The following is a 23,301-nucleotide window of genomic DNA, read 5'->3' as shown; positions in this document are numbered from 1 at the left end:
AGGTTCCGTCCACGCGCGAGTACGGAGGTGCCGATGGCGGACTCAACGACGGAGCGGCTGGGACATCGGCTCCCGGTGAAGAAGTTGTTCGCCGCCAGTGTCGGCAACGCGCTGGAATGGTTCGACTGGACCATCTACGCGACCTTCAGCATCTACTTCGCCAGTGAGTTCTTCCCGAAGGGCAACGAAGCTCTGGCGTTGATCAACACCTTCGCCACCTACGCGCTGGCGTTCTTCTTCCGCCCGCTCGGCGGGATGTTGCTCGGCCGGTTCGCCGACGTCAGGGGCCGGAAGCCGGCGATGATCCTGACCATCGTGCTGATGGCGGGCGGATCGGTGGCCATCGGCCTCCTGCCGACGTTCGACCAGGTCGGCTGGCTGGCCCCGATCCTGTTGCTGCTGGCCAGGGTGGCGCAAGGGCTTTCGCTCGGCGGTGAGGTCTCCAACGCTTCGGCCTACCTCGGTGAGATCGCGCCGCCCGCCCGTCGCGGCCGGTACTCCGCCTTCTTCTACATCTCGACCGGTTCCGCCGTCCTGCTCGCCTCGATCCTCGGGTTCGTGCTCGCGCGGACGATGTCCAAAGCGGATCTGACCGCGTACGGCTGGCGGATCCCGTTCCTGCTCGGCGGTGTTCTCGGCATCATCGGCCTGTGGCTCCGGCGCAGTCTCGCCGAGACCGAGATCTTCGAGGAGAGGAAGTCGACGGCGCGCCGGGTCGAACGTCCGCTGCGCACCACCCTTCGCGAGCACCCGCGGGCCGTCGTGCAGCTCGTGGGCTTCTCGATGCTGTCGACCCTTTGCTACTACACGTTCTTCAGCGCCCTGACCTCCTTCGCGGTCAAGACCCGCAAGGCCGACGACGTCGACGTGTTCCTCGCGTTGTCGATCGCGACGGCGTTGTTCGTCGCGCTCCAATACCCGATGGGCGCCTTGTCGGATCGCTTCGGCCGCAAGCCACAGCTCCTCGTCTGGGCGGCGGCGACCGCGATCCTCATCGTCCCGCTGTCCACTTTGGTCCGGCCGGGGCTGCCGGGCCTGCTGGTCGTGTTCTGCGTCGGGCTTTGCCTGTACACGGCGATGACGTCGATCGCGCCCGCAATCATGAGCGAGCTGTTCCCCACTGAACTGCGCGGTCTCGGCATCGGCGCCTGGTACAACCTGACCGTCGCGTTGTTCGGCGGGACCGCTCCCCTGGTGCTCACCGCGCTGTCCGACGCGGGGTTGTCGACGCTGTTCTTCTGGTACGTGGCCGCCGGAGCAGTGGTCGCGTTCTTCGTCATCCGCACCCTGCCGGAGACCAAGGGCAGCGATCTGCGGTGAAACTCCGTCGCCGATGACGGGGCGAGGTGGTTACCCTCGCGCTCCTACGACGAGCGCGAAGGAGGGGCACCGTGTTGTTCGGCGATGTAAGCGAGGAATTGGCGCGACGCGTGGTGGATGCCCTTCGTCACGTCACCGACTTCGAGCCTCCGTCCGCACTGGTGCGGGTCTCCGCACGGGACGGGGTCGACTATCAGTGCGATCTCGCGATGAGTCTCGGCAAGCGGCTCGGCAGGCCACCGAGGGAGATCGCCGCTGACCTCGCGGCGAGGCTCGACGTCGCCGACCTCGCCGAGCCACCCGAGGTCGCGGGGCCGGGCTTCCTGAACTTCACGCTGCACTCCTCCTGGCTGGAAGCGCGGACGACGGCGCTCAACAGTGACCCACGGCTAGGTGTAACGGTGACGTCGCGGCCGCGACGGATCGCCATCGACTACAGCAGTCCGAACGTGGCGAAGGAAATGCACGCAGGACACCTCCGGTCGACCGTCATCGGTGACGCGATCACGCGGCTGGCGCGGTTCGCCGGGCATGAGGTCATCCCGCACAACCATCTCGGTGACTGGGGTACACCGTTCGGCATGCTGATCGAGCATCTGCTCGACGAGCGCCCCTCGGATCCGTACACGATCGGAGATCTCAACGGCTTCTACCGGGTCGCCCGGTCGAAGTTCGAAAGCGACGACGACTTCGCGATCCGGTCGCGGAACCGTGTGGTGCTCCTGCAAAGCGGCGACGACGAGACTTTGTCGTTGTGGCGGCGCCTGGTCGACGAGTCGAGACGGCATTTCACTGAAATCTACGAACTCCTCGGCATCGACCTGACCGGTCGGGACATCTACGGCGAGAGCTTCTACAACCCGTTTCTCGCCGCCGTCGTGGACGACCTGACCGCAGCCGGGCTGACCGAGACCAGCGATGGCGCGGTATGCGTCTTTCCCGACGGTTTCCGCAACCGGGAAGGCGATCCGCTACCGCTCATCGTGCGGAAACGGGACGGTGGATACGGCTACGCGGCCACCGATCTCGCGACCTTGCGGTACTGGACGGAACAACGTGGGGCGACCGACCTGCTCTACGTCGTCGGTGCACCGCAAGCGCAGCACTTCGCGATGGTGTTCGCCGTCTGCCGGGCCGCCGGTTGGCTCCGCGAGGAGCATCGGGCCGAGCACATCGCGTTCGGCTCGGTGCTCGGTGAAGACGGCCGTGCCATGAAGACCCGGGCGGGTGAGTCGATCCGTCTTTCCGACCTGCTCGCCGAGGCGGTCTCCCACGCCGCCGAAGTGATCGAAGGCCGGGGCGACCTCTCCCCCGACGCGCGGGAAGAGGTCGCCAAGGCCATCGGGACCGGTGCGCTCAAGTACGCCGATCTTTCCGGCGATCGCGAGCGCGACTACGTCTTCTCCTGGGACCGGATGCTCTCCAAGAACGGGAACACGTCGGTCTACCTGCAGTACGCCAACGCGCGGATCCGTTCCGTGCTGGCGAAGGCGGACCAGGATCTCACCGGTGTGCGGATCCTGCTCGGCCATCCCGCGGAACGGGCGCTGGCACTCGCACTGGCCCGCTTCCCCGAAGCGGTCGGCGCGGCGACCGCCGGGCATCTCCCCCACAAGCTGTGCACCTACCTGTACGAAACCGCGGTCGTGTTCACGCGGTTCTACGAACAGTGCCCGGTGCTGAACGCGGAAGGCCCCGGCGTCCGCGACTCGCGTCTCCTGCTGGCCGAGCTCACGTCGAAGACGCTGACGCTGGGTTTGTCCCTGCTCGGCATCTCCACCCCTGCCCGGCTATGAGTCGCCGTGGTCGCTGAAGACCTTGCGCTTCAACGGAGGGACCGCTTGGAAGAAGCGGAACATCCCTCGTGCCATCGTGCGGCCCGCCCGGTTCTCCGACACGAACTGGCGGGCGCTGCGTTCCGAGTCGCGCACCGCCGCGAAACCGTAGTCCCGCATCCGTTGCTCGTAGTCGGCGACCGCGGAGCGCACCGCGCCGGTCTTCCGTGCTTCGACGAGGTTGCGGCACAACAGTTGCGCGTCCCGGAGGGCGGTGTTCGCCCCGATGCCGCGGAACGGCGTCATGCTGTGGATGGCGTCACCGAGCAGGGTGACGTTGCTCGTCGGCCAGGAAGAGATGGGCTGCGAAGTGAAGATCGGCAACCTTGACACCGACCCCTCGGGCGAGCCGGCGACCAGTTCCTTGAACGCGGGGGCCCAGCCGTCGATCAGGTCCAGCACCAGAGAACGCAGAGCGGATCCATCCCACGAGGACAGGTCGCCCGGGTATCGCCTGCTGTCCGCCGCGAACGCCCACATGACGTAACTCGAGGTGTTGTCGAACAGGACGGGGTCGTGGTCGGCGGTCTCGTCGTTGACCGACGAGACGCCGCTCAGCTCGTGCGGCGCGCTGAACAGACCCGCGCCGGTCCGCGGCATCACCATGCTGGGGCCGTCGGTCAGCCGGGTTGGCAAACGCTTGCGGACCTCATCGGTCAGCGGGTGCTTGCCCGCGATCGCGATGATCCCGGTGTCCACTCGCTCGGCTCCGGGAAGAAATTGTTTGCGCACCCGGGAATTGGCCCCGTCGGCGCCGATGACCAAGTCGGCCTCGACGGTGCTGCCGTCGGCGAACTCGCAGACGACCACCTCGCCTTCACGGCGGTAGCCGACGAACTCCTTGCCGTGGTGCAGAACTCCGTCGAGCCCGTCGGACAGCACCTGGTGGAGGCTGATCCGGCTGACCGAGTGGTGGTTCGACGCGGGATCCGGGCTCGACGTGAGCTCACTGTCGATCACCATCAGGTCCTTCAGCCGCTCCGTGACGAAGGTGAACGGTCCGCTCGTGGTGCCCGTGGTCTCCAGGAAGCGTTGCCAGAGTTCGGGCGGCAGGCATTCGTGCAGCGCGGCCGAACCGTGCGGGTTGATGTGCACGCGATAGCCCTGCAGGCGTTCGGTCCGGGTGCGGCTGCGTTCGTGAACGGACACGTCGATTCCCGCCTTGCGCAGACCTTGCGCCAGGCAGAGTCCGCCTGTTCCGCCGCCGATGATCGCGATTCTCGTGGTCATGAGTTCCTCCCTCTCTCGCCTCCAACTATCAACCAAACGGATGATACAGTCAACTGCATGTTTGAAAGAGTCAGCGGCTAAGCTGAACCGCATGTCCGAAGCCGCCCCGCGCAGCTCTCGCCGCGCCCCCGTCGAACGCCAGCGCGATCCTGAGCGCACGAAGGCACAGCTCTTGGAGGCGGCGAAGGCCGAGTTCGGCGCGAAGGGTTACGCCGCGGCACGCGTCAGCGAGATCGCCGCGAAAGCGAGTGTGAACAAACAGCTGATCTCGTACTACTTCGGCGGCAAGGAAGGGTTGTACAACGCGCTGACCGCGACGATGTACGACGACTACGTCGCGGCCGCGGACCACGAGAAGCCGTTCGCGGAGGTCGTCCGGTTCTTCGTTCAGTCAGGAGTCCGGGATCACGACCTCGCCAAGCTGGTTCTCTGGGAGAACCTGACCGACGGCGCACCCGACGCGGTCGGCGTGGAGGGCCAGCGCGACTTCCTCCAACGCCAGGTGGAGTATGTCCGGGCCCGTCAAGCCGCAGGGGATTTCCCCGCCGACCTCGAGCCGGCATTCCTGCTGGTGATCTTCATGGCCGCGTCCAGTGCCGCGGTGGCGCTGCCTCGCGTCGTACGAGCCGTCTCGGGCCAGGATCCCGCGTCTGCCGAGTTCGCCGAGGCCTACGGCGAACAACTGGCACGACTCGTCGGTCACCTCGCCGATCCGGGGAAGCGGTAGCGAAGGTCCCCCGCTGTCGCTTGAACCTTTCGGGCCCCCGCCGGACTAGAGAGGGCACGAGGAAGAGGGGGGTGGCCGGTGGGACAAGCGAGAGACGCCGACTTCAGCGAGTACTTCGCGGCCCGTGTACAGCGGTTTCGGCGGCTGGCGTTCGGTATGTGCGGCGACTGGCACGGCGCCGAGGACCTGGTGCAGGCCACGTTCATCCAGTTGTACCGGCGCTGGCGGCGCGTCCGGCCGGACACCGTCGACGCCTACGCGCGCCGGATCCTGCTGAACCTCTTCCTCAATGGAAGGCGAAAGAACCGCCGGGAACTGGTGACCTCGACGCCGCCCGACCGGGCCGCGCCGCAGGGTCACGACAGCCACGACCGGATCGACCTCGAACGGGTGCTCAGCGATCTGACGCCGCGCCAACGCGCGATGGTCGTCCTTCGCTTCCTCGAAGACCTCTCGGTCGCCGAAGTCGCTTCGCTGCTCGGCGTCGCTGAAGGCACCGTCAAGAGCCAGACCGCCCGTGGGATCGAGGCACTGCGCGCCGCCCTGCCCTCCCAGACGAGCAAGGAGTAGTCATGGAAGACCAGGACGTCCGCTCCGCGCTGAAGGAATACGTGACCGAAGCCGAGCCGCCGATCGGGCTCAACGGTGACGTCGTGCTCGCCGCGGGCCGCCGTGCCCGACGGCGACGGCTGACGACCGTGATCGCGGTGGTCGCGTTGGCCGCGGCGGGTTTCCCCGCGGGAACGGCACTCGTCGCGCTTCCCGACCGGCAAGAGCCGGCCGCGGCCTCACCTTGCGGCGAGAAGCCGCCAGAGGAAACGACTGAAGCGGCGAAGGCCCGGCTTTCCTGCGTGATCGAGACGGCGGTCCGGACCAGGGTCACCCTCGGCTCGGACACGCCCTTCGAGTTGAAGGCCGTTCCGATCGGCAAAGGGAACGGCTACCTCCTGAACCACCCGGTTCGCGACGGTTCGCTTTCCGTGGCCGTGATGCCCAACGACGGGACATTGCTCTCGGCCGGGCTGGCCTGTCGAAGGCTGGATCCGGCACCGGCGACGTGCTCGGCGAGCCTGATCGACGGCGGGACCTTGGTGGAGACGACGACCAAGGAGAACGACGGCCACCTCACCTACGGGGCCGCCTATCAAACCGGGACGGCGATCGTGGAGGTCTCCACGGACGGCGGCGAAAACGCGCAGCCGCCTCTGAGCGAGGCCCAGCTCCGCGAAATCGCCCTGACCCCTGGCCTGGTGCCCTAGCGGCGCAGTGGGACGAGGTCGTCCGCGTGGACGACCTCGCGCCGCTGCTCGGCGGGGAGGTCGTGACTGGAGCGGCCGATGAGGTCGGGCAGTTCGCCGGCGTCGAAGGCCACGACGCCGCGCGCCACGGTCCGCTGCCGGACATCGACCAGGTCGACGACGTCGCCCGCCTGGAAGTCACCGTCGACGCCGGTGATCCCGGCGGCCAGCAACGAGCGGCGGCGGCGGACGACGGCCGCGACCGCGCCGTCGTCGAGGTGCAGTTTCCCGGACGCGCCTGCGGCGTAGCCCAGCCAGAACCGGCGGGCCGACAGCCGGGAGTCGGCGGCGGCGAACGCCGTGCCGACTTCGGCGGTGGTCAGGGCGCGTGCGGCCTCGGAAGCGGCGGCGAGCAGGACCGGGATCCCGGCGCCGGCGGCGGTACGGGCGGCGGCGAGCTTCGAGACCATGCCGCCGGTGCCGAGCCCGGAGCTCGACATGCCGACCGTGATTCCGTCCACATCGGACTCACCGGCGACCTCGGCGATCTTGCGGGTCGCACCGTCACGGGGATCCCCGTCGTACAGACCATCCACATCGGACAGCAGGACGAGCGCGTCGGCGCCGATGAGGTGAGCCACCAGCGCGGCCAGCCGGTCGTTGTCGCCGAAGCGGATCTCTTCGGTGGCGACGGTGTCGTTCTCGTTGACCACCGGGACCGCGCCGAGGGCCAGCAGCCGGGTGAACGTGTTCTGCGCGTTGCGGTAGTGCGCGCGGCGCACGACGTCGTCCGACGTCAGCAGAACCTGGCCCACCGTCAGGGAAAACCGGCCGAACGACTCGGCGTAGGCGTGCGCCAGCGCGAGCTGGCCGACACTGGCCGCGGCCTGCTGGGTCGCGAGATCACGCGGCCGTTTGCCGAGCGAGAGCGGCGCGAGCCCCGCACCGATCGCGCCCGAGGACACCAGCACGATCTGTGTGCCGCGGGAGACCCGGTCGGCGATCGCGTCCACCAGTGCGTCCAGCCTGGTCACGTCGAGACCGTCGCCGGCGGTGGTCAGCGCGGAGGAACCGACCTTGACGACCACCCGCTTCGCGTCGGCGATCGCCACCCGGGTTGAGCTCACTCGTCGTCCATCTCGTCTTCGTCTTCGATGCCGTCCGGGCCGTCACGGCGGATCCGGCGGGCTTCCTTGCGCTCGGCGGCACCGATCCGGCTGGTGTTCTCCAGCCGTACGTCCGTGCCCCGGCCCGACAGGTGCACCGCGACCCCGGCCGGGGTCGAGGGCTCCCACTCGAACTGGACGTCGCCGATGGTGACAGGGCTGCCGGGTACGGCGCCCTTGCGTGCGAGCACTTCCTCGACGCCCAGCCGGTTGAGCCGGTCCGCGAGGTAACCCACGGCTTCGTCGTTGCCGAAGTTGGTCTGCCGGATCCACCGTTCCGGGCGGGAGCCGCGGATGATGAACGCGCCTTCCTCCTCCGGGTCGAGCTCGACGGTGAAGCCGGCGTCGTCGACGGCCATCGGCCGGAGCACGACCTTGGCCGGCTCGGGGGCGGGCTGGTCGGCGCGGTACTTCTCGACGACGGCAGCGAGCGCGTAGGTCAGTTCCTTCAGTCCCTGCCTCGACGCCGTGGAGATCTCGAACACGCTGAGCCCACGGGCTTCCAGCTCCGGGCGCACGAACTCGGCGAGTTCGGCGGCGTCCGGGATGTCGATCTTGTTCAGCACCACAACGCGCGGCCGGTCGGCGAGGTCGCCGCCGAGGCTCGGGGTGTAGCGAGCGAGCTCTTCTTCGAGGGCGTCGATGTCGGACAGCGGGTCGCGGCCGGGCTCGAAGGTGGCGCAGTCGACGACGTGCACCAGCACCGCGCAGCGTTCGATGTGGCGCAGGAAGTCGAGGCCGAGCCCCTTGCCCTCGCTCGCGCCGGGGATCAGCCCCGGCACGTCGGCCATGGTGAACACGGTCGAGCCGGCGGTGATCACGCCCAGGTTCGGCACCAGGGTGGTGAACGGGTAATCGGCGATCTTCGGCTTGGCGGCCGACAGCACCGAGATCAGCGACGACTTGCCCGCGGACGGGAAGCCCAGCAGACCCACGTCGGCGACCGAGCGCAGCTCCAGAACGAGGTCGCGGGCCTCCCCCGGCTCGCCCAGCAGCGCGAATCCGGGTGCCCGGCGGGCCTTGGAGGCCAGCGCGGCGTTGCCGAGGCCGCCACGGCCACCCTGGGCGGCGACGAAGGTGGTGCCAGGCCCGACCAGGTCGGCCAGGATCTCGCCGTCCTCGGTCATCACGACGGTGCCGGACGGGACGCGCATCTCCAGCGTCTCCCCCGCCGCGCCGGCGCGGTTGCCGCCCTGGCCCAGCTTGCCGTTGCCGGCGCGGGCGTGCGGGCGGAAGTGGAAGTCGAGCAGGGTGTGGACGTTCGGGTCGACGACCAGCAGCACGTCGCCGCCGTTGCCACCGTTGCCGCCGTCCGGGCCGCCGAGGGGCTTGAACTTCTCGCGGTGCACCGAGGCGCAGCCGTTCCCACCGTCACCGGCGGCCAGATGGATCACCGCTCGGTCCACGAACCGGGACGCCATGACTTGCCTCTATTCACTCGCGAAGAAAAGGGGATACACAAAACAAACGAGGGGTGGGCCCGGATATTCCGGCCCCACCCCTCGTCAGAGGTTCTAACTCGAAGCCGGAACTCAGGCTTCGGTCGGCACGATGTTGACCGTCTTGCGGCCACGCTTCTCGCCGAACTGGACCGCACCGGCGGCCAGCGCGAACAGCGTGTCGTCGCCGCCACGGCCGACGTTCACACCGGGGTGGAACTTGGTGCCACGCTGGCGGATCAAGATCTCGCCCGCGTTGACTTCCTGGCCGCCGTAGCGCTTGACGCCCAGTCGCTGCGCGTTCGAATCGCGACCGTTGCGGGAGCTGGACGCACCCTTCTTGTGAGCCATGGCTCAATCCTCTTTCTGACGAAGATCCGGAGAAAGTCCTACTTGGAGATGCCGGTGACCTCGACGCGGGTCAGCTTCTGCCGGTGACCCTGGCGCTTGTGGTAGCCGGTCTTGTTCTTGAACTTGTGGATCCGGATCTTCGGACCCTTGGTCTGCTCGACGACCTTGCCGGTGACCGAGACCTTCGCCAGCGCGTCGGCGTCCGTGGTGACGTCGCCACCGTCCACAAAAAGGACTGCGGGGAAGGTGTGCTCGGTACCCGGCTCGCCTTCGAGCTTCTCGACCTCGACGACGTCGCCGACGGCCACCTTGTACTGCTTGCCGCCAGTCTTGACGATCGCGTACGCCGACACGGAAGTCTCCTGCTTACTCGACAACGGGTGGGGGCTTGCGTGATCGGCCCACTGAGAAAGCTCGGTGGTCCGGATGCTGCGCAAGGTGCCCGCTCTAGGTGGCGGGCCGTTCTACAGGTTACGTGGGGCTCCCCGGTGCGATCACACCGGGGTGCCCCTAGGTGTTCACTAGCTCTTTTCCGACGCCTTGACCGGCGGACCGGCCGGCCGCGAGGCCGCCCGACGCGGACGACGGCGGGTGGTGGAGCGCACGGCCGGGGCCGGGACGTCCACCTCGGGCTCGCTCTCCTCCTGAGCCGGAGGAGCTTCGGGCTCCGAAACCTCTTCTGTCACGACAGCCTCAGGAGTCACCGGGATCTCGGGCGCTTCGGGCTCCGGGCCCGATTCCGCGACGACGGCGATCTCTTCCTCGCGCACGGCCGGAGCCTCGTCGTCCGGGGTCGTCACCGGTTCACCGGCGAGTTCCGTCGCGGGCGCCTCGGCGACCGGCTCGGAAACCGGCTCAGCGGCCGCCTCGGCCGCCTGTTCGACGGTCGCTTCGGCTACGGGCTCCGAAACCGGCTCAGCCGCCTGAGGGGCGTGGCCGTTGAGCGCGGCACCCTCGACGTTCTCGGTGGCCTCGGGCGAGTGCTCGCCCTTGGCCGCCTTGGTGGCGTTGGCCACGGCCTGGACCGCCGAAACCACCGACTCACGCTGAGCGGGCGCCGGCGGCGCCTCGGTCTTGGCCGCGGCGGGCTCGTTCTGCCCCTGGTCCTCGCCCTTGCCCCGGCCGCGGGACCGGCGGGAGCCCTGCTCCTTGCCGCCACCGCCACCACCACCGCCGTGGTTGTGCCCGTTTCCGCCGCCACCGGTGCGCTGCGGCTCGGTCGAGACGACCACGCCGCGGCCCTTGCAGTGCTCGCACGGCGTCGAGAACGCCTCGAGCAGCCCGGTGCCGATCTTCTTGCGGGTCATCTGCACCAGGCCGAGCGAGGTGACCTCGGCGACCTGGTGACGCGTGCGGTCACGGCCGAGGCATTCGGTCAGCCGGCGCAGCACGAGCTCGCGGTTGGACTCGAGCACCATGTCGATGAAGTCGATGACGATGATGCCGCCGATGTCCCGGAGCCGGAGCTGGCGGACGATCTCCTCCGCCGACTCCAGGTTGTTCCTGGTCACCGTCTCTTCGAGGTTGCCACCCGATCCGGTGAACTTGCCGGTGTTGACGTCGATGACCGTCATCGCTTCGGTGCGGTCGATGACGAGGTAACCGCCCGAGGGCAGCCAGACCTTGCGGTCCAGCGCCTTGGTGATCTGCTCGTCGATCCGGTGGTCGGCGAAGGCCGAACCGGTGCCTGTGTACCGCTTGACGCGATCCGCCAGGTCCGGCGCCACGTGCTGCACGTAGTTGTAGATGGTGTCCCAGGCCTTGTCACCCTGGATCTCCAGCTTGGCGAAGTCCTCGGTGAACAGGTCGCGCACGACCTTGACCAGCAGGTCCGGCTCTTCGTAGAGCATGACCGGGGCGCTGTTCTTCTTGCCCCCGTTGCCGGCTTCGGCCTTCTCCTTGATGACGTCCCACTGCGCCTTGAGGCGGCGGACGTCACGGTCCAGCTCCTCCTCGCTGATGCCCTCGGACGCGGTGCGGATGATCACACCGGCGTCCTCGGGGACGATGCGCTTGAGGATGTCCTTCAGGCGGCGGCGCTCGTTCTCCGGGAGCTTCCGGGAGATACCGGTGGCGCCGCCCGCGGGCACGTAGACCAGGAAGCGGCCCGGCAGCGAGATCTGCGTGGTCAGCCGGGCGCCCTTGTGCCCGACCGGGTCCTTGGTGACCTGGACCAGCACGGAGTCGCCGGTGGAGAGCGCCTGCTCGATCTTGCGGGCCTTGCCCTCGAGACCGGCGGCGTCCCAGTCGACCTCACCGGCGTAGAGCACGGCGTTGCGGCCGCGGCCGATGTCGATGAAGGCGGCCTCCATCGACGGCAGCACGTTCTGCACACGGCCCAGGTACACGTTGCCGACGATCGAGCCGGTGCCCGACGACGTCACGAAGTGCTCGCAGAGGACGCCGTCCTCGAGCACGCCGATCTGCGTGGACTCGCCCTTCTCGGCGACGACCATGGTGCGCTCGACCGACTCGCGGCGGGCGAGGAACTCGGCCTCGGACAGGATCGGCGCGCGACGGCGGCCAGCCTCGCGGCCGTCCCGGCGGCGCTGGCGCTTGGCCTCGAGCCGGGTCGAGCCGCGCACGCTGCGGACCTCGTCCCTGGCGGGACGCTCGGTCTCGGCGGCCTTGGCCTGGCGCACGTGGACGACCGTGTTGGGCGGGTCGTCGCTGGTGGTCTCGGCGTTGTCGTCGTCCCCGCCCTTGCGACGGCGACGGCGACGGCGGCGCTTGCTGCCGCCGTCCGAATCGCCGTCGTTGTCCGAATCGGCCTCGGTGGACGCTTCTTCGGTGCTCTCGGCGCCGGCCTCTTCGGTGTCGGCGTCCTTCGTGCGCTGCTGACGACCTCGCGGGCTTTCGGCGGGCTGCTCGTCCTCGTTCTCGGACTCGGCCGAGTTCTCGTCGCCGCCCTTGCCCCGGCCGCGGCCACGGCGTCCGCGACGACGGCGGCGACGGCTGTTGGCGTCGTCACCGTCCTCGTCGGTGCCGTGGCCTTCGGCCTGGTCGGTCTGCGTCTCGTCCTCGTCGGAGGCGGTTTCCTCGGTCGGGGTGAAGGCCGGCTCCGGCTTGCGGGCGGGCTTCGCCGCGACAGGCTCCGGCGGCAGGAACACCGGCGACGGCGCGGCGAACACCGGGACGTGCACGGAGGCCTTCGCGGGCCTGGTCGTCGCCTGCGGCGGCTCCGGCGTCACCGGGGCGGCGAGCGCGGGCGGAACACGCCGCGAAGGGGCCTCCGCCTGCGGAGCGGGCTCCGGCTCGGCTTCAGGCTTCGGCTCGGGAGCCGCCGGGGTCTCGGCGACAGGAGCTTCGGCGGCAGGAGCGGTCTCGGGCTCGTCGCCGCCGGCGAGGGCTTCGGCGAGCTTGTGCGCCACCTCACGGGTGACGCTGGACTGCGCGCTCCGGACGGTCTCGCCGAGCTCACCGAGCTTGGCCATCAGTTCACGGCTGTTGGATCCCAGCAGCTTCGCCAGCGCGTGCACCCGGATCCGGGGAGGCAGCTCGCCCAGCTGGCTTGCGATGGGTGTGGCGGTATTCCCGCCGGTGACGGCGGGTGTGTCCGCGTTCGACATATATCTCCTCCGCCCCCGGGCGCGTCGGCTGGCTCACACCGGCTCGACGCGGCCGCGCAGGGGCCCCTTTCTGTTCGTTCCGCCGTGGTGGTCACCAGCAGCGGGAATCCTTGCCCGGCACCGCGACGGCGCCGGGGTTGTCCGGGCGCCGCGTACGGCTGAAGGTCTGCTCGGCGGAGCGCTGGCCACGTTCGCGACATCGGGCCGCCCGCCACGTCGTCGAGCCGCATGCAGCGGCGACGCGTGTGGAGGATGTGCAGCACACCACCGGGCCACAAGACCGCGAGCGCCACCTCTCACGTGGGCCCGTCGGCCAGCGGCCACCGCGAGTATCCCACACCCCGGCCCCACTCCGGTGTACTCGGTGCCACAGAGCTGGCTCCCGGGCGCGCCGCGGCCACCGCCCGGGCGAACTTCGCGGAAGAGCTTGTCGACCCGGCCGAGGGTGGCTAGCGTGCCGCTCGGGGGGTGCCGGCGTCCAGCCCAGCCCAGGCGGCGGTGGCTCCCGTAGTCGTCATGTTCTCCGGTGGGAGGTCCGGTGTCCCTGCTGGGGCGGTCCCTGCGAGCGGCAGTGTGCGCCTTCGTGGTGCTCTGCGGTTCGGTCGCCGCCGTGGCGACGGCCGAGGCCGAGTCCTCGTGTCATCCTCAGGGACGGGCGCTGCGTTACGTCGTCGCCTTCGACAAGGGAACCGCCGAGGGCGAGGCCAGGGCGGCCATCGCGGACGGCTGTGGCAGCACGACGACCTACTATCCGCAGATCGCGGTGGCCGTGGCGACCTCGGCCGATCCTGCGTTCGCCGACCTGGTCCGGCCCGCCGCCGCGTTCAGCGCGCAGGCGGAACGGCTGGCGGTGCAGCGGGCCAACGGCACGTCACCGGTCAGGTCCGCGCCCGCTCGTGCCGAACTCCAGCCGACGGATCCGGCGAAGGTCCCCTCCACCGACCGCACCGGCGAGCAGTGGGACATGCGCGCGATCGGTGCCGACAAGGCCCACGCGATCGAACCGGGCAGCCGGGACGTCGTCGTCGGCGTCCTCGACTCCGGCGTCGACCCCGCCCATCCCGAACTGACGAGCGCCCTCGACCCCGCGAAGTCCGCGGGCTGCCTGACCGGCGTGCCCGACCGGAACTGGGCCGCGACGACCTCGGCGCATGGCACCCACGTCGCGGGGATCATCGCCGCGGCCGACGACGGCAAAGGCGTCACCGGGGTGGCGCCCGGCGTCCGGATCGCCTCGGTGAAGGTGATCGACGATCGTGGCTACGCCGACCCCGAGGCCGCCGTCTGCGGGCTGATGTGGGCCGCCTCACAGGGCATGGCGGTGACGAACAGCAGCTACTTCGTCGACCCGTGGTCGCTCTCGTGCGCCCACAACGACGCGCGGGGCGTGGTGAACGAGGTCATGGCCCGCGCCGTCGAGTACGCGACCTCGGCGGGCACCCTCAGCATCGCGGCGGCGACCAACGAGGCCGCCGAGCTGGTGCCGTCACCGCGTTCGGGTGCCCGGTCCGGGTCCGAGGGCTGCCAGGCGCTGCCCGCGGGCCTGCGTGACGTGGTCGCGGTGTCGTCCGTGAGCGAAGAGCGGGTCAAGGCCGGGTACAGCTCGTACGGGCTGGGCGTGATCGACGTGACCGCTCCCGGCGGCGAGGCCGGGCAGTGCGTGCTTTCGACCGTTCCCGGCGGATACGCGCCGCTGTGCGGGACGTCGATGGCAGCACCGCACGTCGCCGGTGTGGCGGCGTTGCTCGCTTCGAAGCACCCCGGTCACAGCGCCCGCCAGCTGCGGCGGACGCTGGACGCCCAGGCCACCCCGATCGCGTGCCCCGCCGACTACGACCTGACCGGTGACGGCTCGCAGGACGCGTACTGCACCGGGTACGCGGGGTTCAACGGCTTCTACGGGCACGGGATGGTCGACGCGCTGGCCGCGGTCGCACCCCGGCGGACCGGGGCGAACCCGGCTCGCTGACCGGTCAGCGCAGCAGCAGCTTGCCGAACCGCTTCGAGGACGCGTAGATCCCGACCGCCGCCAGCGCCACCAGATACGCCACGTTGCCGGCCATGCCCCACGACAGGACGCCCGTCGAGAGCCCGCGCATCAGCTCGATGCCGTGGTACAGCGGGAAGACCTGCACGATCCACTGGATCCCGGCCGGGTACACCGAAAGCGGGTAGAACGTCGTGGAGAACAGGAACAGCGGCATCAGCACGAGGTTGATGTAGTCGAACTGCGACACCGACCGCAGGAAGGTCACCAGCACGATGCCGATGGCCGAGAACGCCATCGCGATCAGCAGCGCCGCCGGGATCATCAGCAGGGCCCACCACGAGCCGGGCAGCCCCATCACGGTCATCACGCCGAGGAAGGTCGCCGAATAGATCCCGCCGCGCAGCACCGACCAGCCGACCTCGCCGAGCGCGATGTCCAACGGCCCGATGGGGGTGGCGAGCATGGCGTCGTACAGCTTGGCGTACTTCAGCTTGAAGAACAGGTTGTACGTCGAGTCGAGGATCGCGCCGTTCATCGCCGACGCCGCGAGCAGCCCGGGCGCGACGAAGGCGACGTAACTCATCGCCTGCCCGCCGGGCCCGACGACCTCGCCGACGAGCTTGCCGAAGCCGAGCTGGAAGGCCATCAGGTAGAACAGCGGCTCGAAGACGCCGGACACGAACAACATCCAGGCGTGCGAGTACGTCAGGAAGGTGCGCTCCAGCACCGCCGTCGACCGGCCGCTGTACAGCGCGGACGGCAGGATGCGCAACAGCACCCCGCGTCGCGGGGCTTCGGTGAGCACCGCCATTTCAGACCACCAGCCGTCGGTAGAAGTACTTGTGCGCCAGCGCCCAGCCCACCCCGGCCAGCACGACCAGGAAGGCGAGATGGCCCAGCGTGGCGAGCGGGCCGACGGTGCCGAGGCTGACCGCCCTTGCCGCCTCGTTGCCGTGCCACAGCGGGGAGATCCAGGCGATCCACATCAGCGGGGCGGGCAGCTCGGTGATCGGGAAGAACGTGCCGGAGAACAACGTCATCGGGATCAGGACGAACCGGAACACCAGGCCGAACCGGGTGCCCTCGTCGTAGGTGGTCGCGGCGAGCGCCATCACCGGGGTGCCGCACGCGATCCCGGTGAGCGTCCCGATCAGGATGACGGCGAGCACGCCGAAGCTCGTCCAGGATCCGAAGAGCGCGGCGATGACGGCGTAGATCACGCCCGCCAGGGTCAGCCGCAGGCTCACCCACATGATCTGGCTGCCGAGCACCTGCCCCGCCGTGATCGGGGTGGCGGTGACGGCGATGTAGTCCTGCTGCCACTTGAACCCCGAAAGCACCGGGTAACTCGACTCCCCCACCGCCAGCTGCGCGGCACCCGCCACGAGCAGCGCGGGGGCGACGTACTCGAGGTACGAAAACCCGCCCGTCGCCGCACCGGCCTGGACCTGCGAACCGAAGCCGAGCCCCATCGCGGCCAGGAAGAGCACCGGTTGCAGCCCTGTCGAGTACAAAGTGGACACCCAGTACCGGCGGTACCACATCCAATGGCCCTCGACCCGCAGCCAGGCTCCTGCCCAGCGCGAGACCACGCGGCCCGTCGACGCCCTCGTCTGCGCAGTGGTCATCAGTCCACCAGCGTCCGGCCGGTGAGGCGGAGGAAGACGTCCTCCAGCGAACTGCGGCGGACCAGGCTCGACAGGGGACGCAGCCCGCGCGCGTGCGCCTGCTCGAGGGTGGCCTCGCCGGTCATCGTGTAGAGCAGGACGCGATCCGGCAGGACCTCGACGCGTTCCGCGAGGCCCTCGATCCGCTTCGCGGCCGCCTCCTGCTCGCCGTTCGGGAAGCGCAGCTCCACGACCTCGCGGGTGGAGTACCGGCTGATCAGGTCCGCGGGCGAGCCTTCGGCGGCGATCCGGCCGTTGTCCATCACGACCAGCCTGTCGCAGAGCTGCTCCGCCTCGTCCATGTAGTGCGTGGTGATGATGAGCGTGGTCCCGCCGGCCTTGAGCCGGAACAGCCTGTCCCACAACAGGTGCCGGGCCTGCGGATCGAGCCCCGTTGTCGGCTCGTCGAGCAGGAGCAGCTCCGGGTCGTTGACCAGGGACCGCGCGATGGTCAGCCGCCGCTTCATCCCGCCGGAGAGCGAATCGACCTCCGCGTTCGCGCGGTCGGTGAGCTGGGCGAACTCCATCAGCTCCTCGGCCTTGCTCCGCACGTGCGACCGGGAGAGTCCGAAGTAGCGGCCGTAGATCTGCAGGTTCTGCCGGACGGTGAGCTCGGTGTCCAGATTGTCCTGCTGCGGCACCACCCCGAGCCGGGCACGGATCTTCGGCCCCTCGACGTCCGGATCCATGCCGAGGACCCGCAGATCACCGTCGGTGCGCGGGGAGACGCTCGCGATCATCCGCATGGTGGAGGACTTGCCCGCGCCGTTGGGCCCGAGGAAGCCGAACGCCTCCCCCGGGCGGACCTCGACGTCGATCCCGCGTACGGCCTCGAAATCGCCGAACCGCTTGACCAACGCCTTCGCCTGCACCATCGCCGGTTCGTGCTCTGAGTCACCCACGGTAGGCACCCTAGGACCTGCCACCGACAAAACTCGACCCGTTTATCCGGGCCCTTGTCGCCCGTTGCCCGCTCGTCGATACTCACCGACCATGAGTCTCAAGCCGAAAATCGCCCTGTTGTCCGTTTTTGTCAGCGCCGGGCTCCTGGTGGCGCCCGCCGCGCAGGCGGCCGAGACCACCGCGGCCACTGTGGACCCACGTCCGTCCACCGCCAAGCTGGCCTTCGAACTGCACAAGCTGGCGGCGCTCAGCCACGGGAAGATCCGCGTGGACAAGATCGGCCGCAGCAACGAGGGCCGACCGGTGTGGGCGGCCAGGGTCGGCCACGGCAAGACACGGATCCAGTACGTCACCCAGCAGCACGGTAACGAGCCGCTCGGCACGCCCGCCGCGCTCGAGTTCCTGCGTGAGGTCGGCGTCGGGAACAGCGCGTGGGCACGGAAGCTGCTCGCGAAGGTGACCGTCGACATCGTCGTGCGCGCCAACCCCGACGGGCACGAGCGCGACTGGCGCTACAACTACGACCCGGACGCCACTCCCGAATACGGTGAGAAGGGCAAGGGGTACGACATCAACCGCTATCACGACCCGGCCCTGGCGCCGAAGGACAACCCGGCCACCGAGGCGGGCCTGATCCAGCGGCGGAACGCGTCGTTCAAGCCGGACATCATGGTCGACTACCACATGCAGGGCCGTTACCGGGACGCCGACGGCAGGGAGATCACGGCTTCCACGATGTGGCCGACGCATCCGGGCGTGAAACCGTCCGATGTGGACTTCGCGAAGCAGATCGCGGTCGTGGTGCAGCGGTCGATCGACGCCAACGGCGGCTATGTTTCGCAGTACCCCGGCGGTGACTACCAGGGCATCGCGCGCAACGGCTACGGGCTGCTCGGCAACGGCAGCGTGCTGATCGAGCTGAGCCTCATCCCGGAGCGGGAGCAGCAGCAGATCCAGGACGCGCTGGCCTCGATGGTCGCGATCGCGCGGTCCGCGGCCGACGGTTCGGTGCGGAAGGTGGACCCGGCCGACGCCGAGGCCATCCCGCCGCGGGGTCCCGCGCTTCCGGGCACGGTCGAAGAGGCGCACGAAGCCGTCTGAGCCTCGTGAGTGGTAAGGACGGTTAGAACCGTCCTTACCACTCACGAGGTGGTTCAGCGGACGGTGACCGAGAGGCTCTTCGTGACCCCGTTGACGGTGACCGAAAGGCTCGCCGTCCCCGGCCGCAGCGCGGTCAGCACCCCGGTCGCCGGGTCGAACGACGCGACATCCCACGGCATCGCGGGCAGGAAACCGCCGGCGACATGCGTGCCCCAGCCGCCCTTCCAGTCCGCGCTGACCGGATACGAAACCGGCACCTGACGCGCTCCCTGCGTCACCACGGCCCGGACGTCCGCCTTCTCCCCGCGAGCCAGCGACGAGGGCCCGGACAGCGTCAGCGTGTCGACGTTCGGCCGCGTCTCGAACCGCACCGGCTGCGCCTTGTCCCCCGGTTCGAACCGGACCATCGTCCAGCCGACGAACCCGCCGTCACCCGGAGCCGCCGCGGGCGACTTCCCGGAGTTGCCGTTCACCAGGTACGGCACGCCGTCGACGCGCGAGAGGGTGAAAACGCCCGCGTGCGAGGCGATCGCGGCCGCCTGCTTACCCGACTCGCGTTCGAAGGCGGTCAGCCAGCCGGTCAGCATTGCGGCCTCCTTGCGGTCGGCCAGCTGCGAATTCCCGCTCGCGCTCGGGTCCTTCACCGGATGGTGCATCGCGACGACCACGCCGCGGATCCGCCTGTCCGCCTTCGCCCCGTCCAGCGCCTCGCGCAGCATCCGGATCTGGTCGAATCCGCCCGCGCGCAGCGATCCGCGCGAGGAATCCATCAGCACCAGCCGAATCCCGGCGATGTCGGCGACGCGATGGGTCTCCCCGAACGCCGCCTGGAACTCCGCGAGCCCGTGCCCGCCGTCGGCCTCGTGGTTGCCCGGAACGTAGTACCACGGCGCCTTGCCGACGAGCTCCTCGTCGATGATCGACTTCGCCAGCACGAAGTCGGCGGCCGTGCCCCGGTCGACGAAGTCGCCGTTGATCAGCACGAGATCCGGTTTCGCCGCCACCGCCTCGCGCAGCGCGCGCCGGGCCTGGGCGACCAGCGGGCCGTCCGACTGGTCGGCGGTGAACTGCGCGTCGCTGACCACGGCGATCCGCAGGCCACCGGTCGCGGCGCCGTCGGTGATCAGCGCCGGGTCACGCGGTGCCGGATCGGCGGGGACGGCGGCCGCGGGCGCGACCTCGAAGGTGAGGTCGTCGAAGACCAGCCGTCCCTCGTACTGCTGGGCAGGAACGTTCTCGACGGCGTAGAACTTCGTCAGCCGCTGCCCGTCGGGGAGCCCGGCCGGGATCGCCGCGCGGACGTAGCGCCAGCCCGTCCAGTCGACGCTCAGCGACAGGTCCACGACGGACGGGACGTTGGCGGCGTCACGGAGTTCCGCCCGCAGCCAGGCGCCCTTCGCGTCGCCGTTGACCCACAGCCCGACACGCTGGGTGCCGGGCGGCAGCGCGAGCGGCGCCGCCGAGTTGACGTAGGCCGCGCGCGTGGCGTTGGTCCCGTTCAGCCGGTAGTCCAGCGCGAGACCGCGACCACCGTCACGGCCGGGTGCCTCGGAAAGCGCGGCGCCGACGACGGCGGGGAACACGCTGGCGGTCCAGCCTGCCGGACCGTCCAGCGGCGACGCCAGCCGGGATTCCGTGCCGACGGAAGCCACCAGATGCGTCACCTTCCCGCCCGCGGTCGCGGTGATCGCCGAAGCGCCCGACGCCTTGAGCGCCGTGACCGCGAAGCCGTCGCCGGACGGTTCGATCTGCACCACCGCGGGGTCGTAGTCGAGTTTGACGTCGTCGGGCTCGATCCACGTCCCGTAACCGTCGGCGTCGTAGCCGAAGACCTTGAAGGTGCTCTTCGCGCCTTCGCCGGACAACGCGACCTGTTCGGTGCTCGTGCCCAGCCGGACCGGTGAGCCGAGGACGTTCAGCGTGGTCTTGCCCATCACGCCGCCGCGTTTCGCGTAGACGTCGACGTTCGCGGGCGCGTCGGGCCGGAGCCGGTCGGCGTGCGCGGTGAACAGGCCACCGGTCACGGTGCCGCGGAAGGGGTTGGTGCTGAGCCATCGGACGTTCCCGTCGACGGCGGCGCCGGTCTCGTCGTGGCCCCCGGCGACGAGTTTCCGCGTCAGCCCGGAAAGCACCCGCGTCGCGTCGGTGGTGTCCTGCGCGGGAGCGGGCGCGAACCCGGTCAGCCGCCCGCTTCCCGGCACGGTGGCGATGCCGATCCCGTTGGGCACCAGGCGTTCCCCGCCGTCCGACGGCGAATTGCGCACCAGCGGCGACTTCTCGCCTTCTTCGCGGGCGAGCATCGTCGACGAGCCGCCGCCGTCGAGGTTGAGGGCGTCGTCCGCGCCGAGCGACTTCATGTGCCGGGCGAGTTCGAGTTCGGTCATGCCGCGGCTGTCCGCCTGGCGACCGTCGACCGTGGCCAGCCACATCTTCGTGCCGTCGGCGGAGAACCCGACCGCGGTCCGGGGGTGCATGGCGACGTTGTCGACCGGCTGGACCGCGCCGTCACGTAGCAGGACCTTGTTCCCGCCGACCGAGACGGAGAGCTTGCCCGCGTCGCTCTTCGGCGCGTACGTGACGCCCACCTTGTCACCGGGCTTCACCCCGGACAACGAGTCCACGCCGCCGTCACGGGCGAGCAGGATCGTCGCCCCCGCGGCGATCGGGCCGTCGGCGGGCTGCGGCCGCACCTGCGTGACGACACCGTCGGAGACCTCGATCTCGACGACACGCTGCGCGCCCGCGATCGAGGTCCGCCGCGAAGACGCGCCCCACAACGGCGTGTAGACGCCGATCGCGTCACCGCTCAGCACGGGGCTGTTGAAGTTCGAAGCGGGCACGACCTCGCCGTCGGGCAAGGTCACCGATGCTTCGAGGAACACCTCCGCGAGCCGTGCCTTGCCTTCTTCGGTGATCGACGCGGTCAGGTTGTGGCCGCGCGCGGGCGCCGTCTGGAGGTTCCCGGCGTCGATGCCGACGCCGATCGGCGCGCCGGAAGCGTTGATGTCGAAGAAGTCCCCGTTGACCCCGGCGACCGCACCGGCCCTGGCGACCTGCTGCGAAAGCGGTGTCCGCGCGGAAACCGTGCCGGGACTGAGGTAGGTCGGCTTGAGGGTCTTGCTGGTGAGGTCGACGGCGAGGGTGTCGCCGCGGATCCAGCCCGCCGGGTCGTACCGGTCGAACTCGGTGAGACTCAGCCCCGGCGCCACGCGCGAAGTGGCGCTGGTGGTGACGAGACCGTCGTCCGGCGCGGCCACGGCGTACGCGGACGGCCCCTCCTTCGCCGACGAGGCCGCTGGAGCGGCTTCGACGGGCGCCGGGCCGAGCGGAGCGGCCAAGGGATCGGCGTACGCCGGTGGGGCGACGAACAATCCAGGCAGCAGGGCAGCGAGCAGCAACAGGCGTGAATTTCTCACGAATTACCCCACGATCGAGTGATAGGCAGCATCGCTCAGCACAGCGGACGCGAGCCGCCAGGAGAAGACCCCGAGGTGAACGTGAACCGAACGGCGTAGGGCGCGAAGGTCAGGGCGTGAGAGGCCCGGCGAGGAAGGTCTTCGCCGCCGCGGCGTCACCGGTGATTTCGAGGCCGGCGCCGTCGAGCTCGATCCGTTGCCACAGCAGCAAGTCCAGCGCTTCCGCGGTCCCCGCGACAACGGCGCCGGCCGCTTCGGCGGGGTCCGCCTGCCGCGAGCCGGGGACGTCGGTCTCACCCGGCGGTGTGATCAACCAGGCGTGTCCGGTGTCGGATGTCTTCAGCAGCAACGGAACGGTGACCGCCGGCGGGGTGTGCCAGCGCTTCACCTTCGGCAGCATGCCGAGAAGGACCTCGTCCACGCCGTCGGCGGCGAGGGCCGGGTCCAAGGTGTATTCGGTCCCTGCCGCGCGGTGCGCGTCGAGCAGGTGCACCGCGGTCTCGTGGACCTGGCGGCGGAACCAGAAGGACTTCGTCTTGGCGGCGGCGGTGAAGTTCCAGGCGCCGTCCTGGGGAGCTGCCTCGCGCAGCGCCTCGATGAGTTCGTCCGCGCTTTCGCGGTACCACGGGGCGAGATCCACGCCCGGTTCGGCGTCGAGGTCCTGCGGGGCCGGCTCGCCGGTGCGCACGATCCCGGCCGCCCAGCGATGGACGTTGCCGAGGTGGACGACCAGGTCACGCAGGCGCCACTCGCCGCAGCACGGCACGGGCGCGGCGTGGTCCCCGGTGCTCGCGACCCGCGCGAAACCGGCGGTGAGTTCCCGCAAGCGCTCCAGGTACTCGTCCGGTGTCATCGTGGCTCCCCAGGTTCGTGGACGGCACGGCTGTCCCGCGCCGTCCACGATTCTGTCAGACCTCGGGGAACCAGAGCTTGAGCTCGCGCTCGGCCGACTCCGGGGAGTCCGAACCGTGCACCAGGTTGTACTGGGTCTCCAGCGCGAAGTCGCCGCGCAGGGTGCCCGGGGTGGCCTTCTCGACCGGGTCGGTGCCGCCGGCGAGCTGACGGAACGCGGCGATGGCGCGCGGGCCCTCGACGGCGATCGCGACCAGCGGGCCCGAGGTGATGAACTCGAGGAGGTCGCCGAAGAACGGGCGCTCCTTGTGCTCGGCGTAGTGCTCCTCGGCGACCGAGCGCTCGACGGTGCGCAGTTCGAGGGCGGCGAGCTTCAGGCCCTTGCGCTCGATGCGAGCGATGACCTCGCCGACGAGGCCGCGCGCGACGCCATCGGGCTTGACGAGGACCAGCGTGCGTTCAGTCACGGCGGTATTACTCCTTGGGTGGGATTCGTG

General features: G+C 69.8%; 19 protein-coding genes. 7 read left to right on the top strand and 12 right to left on the bottom strand.

What is annotated here, in order from left to right; all coding sequences use genetic code 11:
* Positions 1-33: 33 nt before the first annotated feature.
* Entirely contained in the window at positions 34-1,320 is a 1,287-nt protein-coding gene (locus tag ACZ3HL_RS01895; protein WP_465416382.1) for an MFS transporter, read from the top strand.
* Positions 1,321-1,391: 71 nt separating this feature from the next.
* The gene (argS, locus tag ACZ3HL_RS01890; RefSeq protein WP_465416384.1) at positions 1,392-3,116 is read left to right on the top strand and encodes an arginine--tRNA ligase; all 1,725 of its coding nucleotides are present in this window, start codon (positions 1,392-1,394) and stop codon (positions 3,114-3,116) included.
* On the opposite strand, the gene ACZ3HL_RS01885 is transcribed toward argS, so the two are convergent.
* On the bottom strand, positions 3,111-4,385 hold the full coding sequence (locus ACZ3HL_RS01885) for an FAD-dependent oxidoreductase (protein ID WP_465416387.1): 1,275 nt from the start codon (positions 4,383-4,385) through the stop codon (positions 3,111-3,113). The two genes, argS and ACZ3HL_RS01885, sit on opposite strands and share 6 nt — an antisense overlap.
* Before the next feature lie 91 nt (positions 4,386-4,476).
* On the opposite strand from ACZ3HL_RS01885, the gene ACZ3HL_RS01880 reads away from it, so the two are divergent.
* The 3 genes from ACZ3HL_RS01880 (at position 4,477) to ACZ3HL_RS01870 (ending at position 6,371) form a co-directional block, all read left to right on the top strand.
* A complete protein-coding gene (locus ACZ3HL_RS01880; RefSeq protein WP_465416390.1) occupies positions 4,477-5,112 on the top strand; it encodes a TetR/AcrR family transcriptional regulator in 636 nt (211 codons plus the stop codon).
* A 78-nt stretch (positions 5,113-5,190) separates the two neighbouring features.
* Positions 5,191-5,682 (top strand): SigE family RNA polymerase sigma factor, encoded by a 492-nt coding sequence (locus ACZ3HL_RS01875; RefSeq protein WP_465528156.1) that lies wholly within the window; start codon positions 5,191-5,193, stop codon positions 5,680-5,682.
* Positions 5,683-5,684: 2 nt separating this feature from the next.
* Positions 5,685-6,371 (top strand): hypothetical protein, encoded by a 687-nt coding sequence (locus ACZ3HL_RS01870; protein WP_465528154.1) that lies wholly within the window; start codon positions 5,685-5,687, stop codon positions 6,369-6,371.
* Here ACZ3HL_RS01870 and proB read toward each other — a convergent pair.
* From proB to ACZ3HL_RS01845, 5 genes are all read right to left on the bottom strand, one after another.
* Positions 6,368-7,477, bottom strand: a complete 1,110-nt coding sequence (proB, locus tag ACZ3HL_RS01865) for a glutamate 5-kinase (protein WP_465416396.1) — start codon at positions 7,475-7,477, stop codon at positions 6,368-6,370. The genes ACZ3HL_RS01870 and proB overlap by 4 nt on opposite strands.
* The gene (gene obgE, locus ACZ3HL_RS01860; protein ID WP_465416398.1) at positions 7,474-8,937 is read right to left on the bottom strand and encodes a GTPase ObgE; all 1,464 of its coding nucleotides are present in this window, start codon (positions 8,935-8,937) and stop codon (positions 7,474-7,476) included. Before obgE ends, proB begins: the two co-directional genes overlap by 4 nt.
* A 111-nt stretch (positions 8,938-9,048) precedes the next feature.
* Entirely contained in the window at positions 9,049-9,306 is a 258-nt protein-coding gene (gene rpmA / locus ACZ3HL_RS01855; protein ID WP_007034782.1) for a 50S ribosomal protein L27, read from the bottom strand.
* Positions 9,307-9,344: 38 nt separating this feature from the next.
* Complete coding sequence (gene rplU, locus ACZ3HL_RS01850) at positions 9,345-9,659, bottom strand: 50S ribosomal protein L21 (protein WP_005158538.1); 315 nt, start codon at positions 9,657-9,659, stop codon at positions 9,345-9,347.
* 168 nt (positions 9,660-9,827) lie between these two features.
* The gene (locus ACZ3HL_RS01845; RefSeq protein WP_465528152.1) at positions 9,828-12,875 is read right to left on the bottom strand and encodes a translation initiation factor IF-2 N-terminal domain-containing protein; all 3,048 of its coding nucleotides are present in this window, start codon (positions 12,873-12,875) and stop codon (positions 9,828-9,830) included.
* A 538-nt stretch (positions 12,876-13,413) separates the two neighbouring features.
* Here ACZ3HL_RS01845 and ACZ3HL_RS01840 point away from each other — a divergent pair.
* The gene (locus tag ACZ3HL_RS01840) at positions 13,414-14,844 is read left to right on the top strand and encodes a S8 family peptidase (protein ID WP_465528150.1); all 1,431 of its coding nucleotides are present in this window, start codon (positions 13,414-13,416) and stop codon (positions 14,842-14,844) included.
* 4 nt (positions 14,845-14,848) lie between these two features.
* Here ACZ3HL_RS01840 and ACZ3HL_RS01835 read toward each other — a convergent pair whose 3' ends face one another.
* Genes ACZ3HL_RS01835 through ACZ3HL_RS01825 form a run of 3 tightly spaced genes read right to left on the bottom strand, consistent with a single transcriptional unit; the run spans position 14,849 to position 17,407 of the window.
* Positions 14,849-15,676 carry an ABC transporter permease gene (locus ACZ3HL_RS01835; RefSeq protein ID WP_465416404.1) on the bottom strand — a complete coding sequence of 276 codons (828 nt, stop codon included), beginning with the start codon at positions 15,674-15,676 and terminating at the stop codon, positions 14,849-14,851.
* Position 15,677: 1 nt separating this feature from the next.
* Entirely contained in the window at positions 15,678-16,493 is an 816-nt protein-coding gene (locus ACZ3HL_RS01830) for an ABC transporter permease (RefSeq protein WP_465528148.1), read from the bottom strand.
* Positions 16,493-17,407, bottom strand: coding sequence for an ABC transporter ATP-binding protein (locus ACZ3HL_RS01825; RefSeq protein WP_046199923.1), 915 nt, complete (start codon positions 17,405-17,407; stop codon positions 16,493-16,495). The genes ACZ3HL_RS01830 and ACZ3HL_RS01825 overlap by 1 nt, the downstream gene beginning before the upstream one ends.
* A gap of 118 nt (positions 17,408-17,525) precedes the next feature.
* On the opposite strand from ACZ3HL_RS01825, the gene ACZ3HL_RS01820 reads away from it, so the two are divergent.
* Positions 17,526-18,536: a M14 family zinc carboxypeptidase gene (locus tag ACZ3HL_RS01820; RefSeq protein WP_465528146.1), complete on the top strand. Its 1,011-nt coding sequence runs from the start codon at positions 17,526-17,528 to the stop codon at positions 18,534-18,536.
* A 53-nt stretch (positions 18,537-18,589) separates the two neighbouring features.
* On the opposite strand, the gene ACZ3HL_RS01815 is transcribed toward ACZ3HL_RS01820, so the two are convergent.
* The 3 genes from ACZ3HL_RS01815 to ndk all read right to left on the bottom strand — a co-directional run bounded on the left by ACZ3HL_RS01815 (position 18,590) and on the right by ndk (position 23,271).
* The gene (locus tag ACZ3HL_RS01815) at positions 18,590-21,934 is read right to left on the bottom strand and encodes a phosphodiester glycosidase family protein (protein ID WP_465529083.1); all 3,345 of its coding nucleotides are present in this window, start codon (positions 21,932-21,934) and stop codon (positions 18,590-18,592) included.
* Positions 21,935-22,061: 127 nt separating this feature from the next.
* The gene (locus ACZ3HL_RS01810) at positions 22,062-22,805 is read right to left on the bottom strand and encodes a maleylpyruvate isomerase family mycothiol-dependent enzyme (RefSeq protein WP_465528144.1); all 744 of its coding nucleotides are present in this window, start codon (positions 22,803-22,805) and stop codon (positions 22,062-22,064) included.
* 55 nt (positions 22,806-22,860) lie between these two features.
* Positions 22,861-23,271 (bottom strand): nucleoside-diphosphate kinase, encoded by a 411-nt coding sequence (gene ndk / locus ACZ3HL_RS01805; RefSeq protein WP_005158515.1) that lies wholly within the window; start codon positions 23,269-23,271, stop codon positions 22,861-22,863.
* Positions 23,272-23,301: the final 30 nt, after the last annotated feature.

The organism is Amycolatopsis sp. NPDC000009 (assembly GCF_055563465.1).
Note: the sequence above shows the minus strand (reverse complement) of the source record. Positions and strands in the feature narration are given on the sequence as shown.

Bases quoted from the DNA above. Each gene is read 5' to 3' on its own strand.
- ACZ3HL_RS01825 (WP_046199923.1), bottom strand. From the start codon at position 17,407: ATGGTGCAGGCGAAGGCGTTGGTCAAGCGGTTCGGCGATTTCGAGGCC.
- ACZ3HL_RS01870 (WP_465528154.1), top strand. From the start codon at position 5,685: ATGGAAGACCAGGACGTCCGCTCCGCGCTGAAGGAATACGTGACCGAA.
- ACZ3HL_RS01885 (WP_465416387.1), bottom strand. From the start codon at position 4,385: ATGACCACGAGAATCGCGATCATCGGCGGCGGAACAGGCGGACTCTGC.
- ACZ3HL_RS01810 (WP_465528144.1), bottom strand. From the start codon at position 22,805: ATGACACCGGACGAGTACCTGGAGCGCTTGCGGGAACTCACCGCCGGT.
- ACZ3HL_RS01820 (WP_465528146.1), top strand. From the start codon at position 17,526: ATGAGTCTCAAGCCGAAAATCGCCCTGTTGTCCGTTTTTGTCAGCGCC.
- ACZ3HL_RS01835 (WP_465416404.1), bottom strand. From the start codon at position 15,676: ATGGCGGTGCTCACCGAAGCCCCGCGACGCGGGGTGCTGTTGCGCATC.
- ACZ3HL_RS01845 (WP_465528152.1), bottom strand. From the start codon at position 12,875: ATGTCGAACGCGGACACACCCGCCGTCACCGGCGGGAATACCGCCACA.
- obgE (WP_465416398.1), bottom strand. From the start codon at position 8,937: ATGGCGTCCCGGTTCGTGGACCGAGCGGTGATCCATCTGGCCGCCGGT.
- ACZ3HL_RS01880 (WP_465416390.1), top strand. From the start codon at position 4,477: ATGTCCGAAGCCGCCCCGCGCAGCTCTCGCCGCGCCCCCGTCGAACGC.
- ACZ3HL_RS01830 (WP_465528148.1), bottom strand. From the start codon at position 16,493: ATGACCACTGCGCAGACGAGGGCGTCGACGGGCCGCGTGGTCTCGCGC.
- rpmA (WP_007034782.1), bottom strand. From the start codon at position 9,306: ATGGCTCACAAGAAGGGTGCGTCCAGCTCCCGCAACGGTCGCGATTCG.
- ACZ3HL_RS01895 (WP_465416382.1), top strand. From the start codon at position 34: ATGGCGGACTCAACGACGGAGCGGCTGGGACATCGGCTCCCGGTGAAG.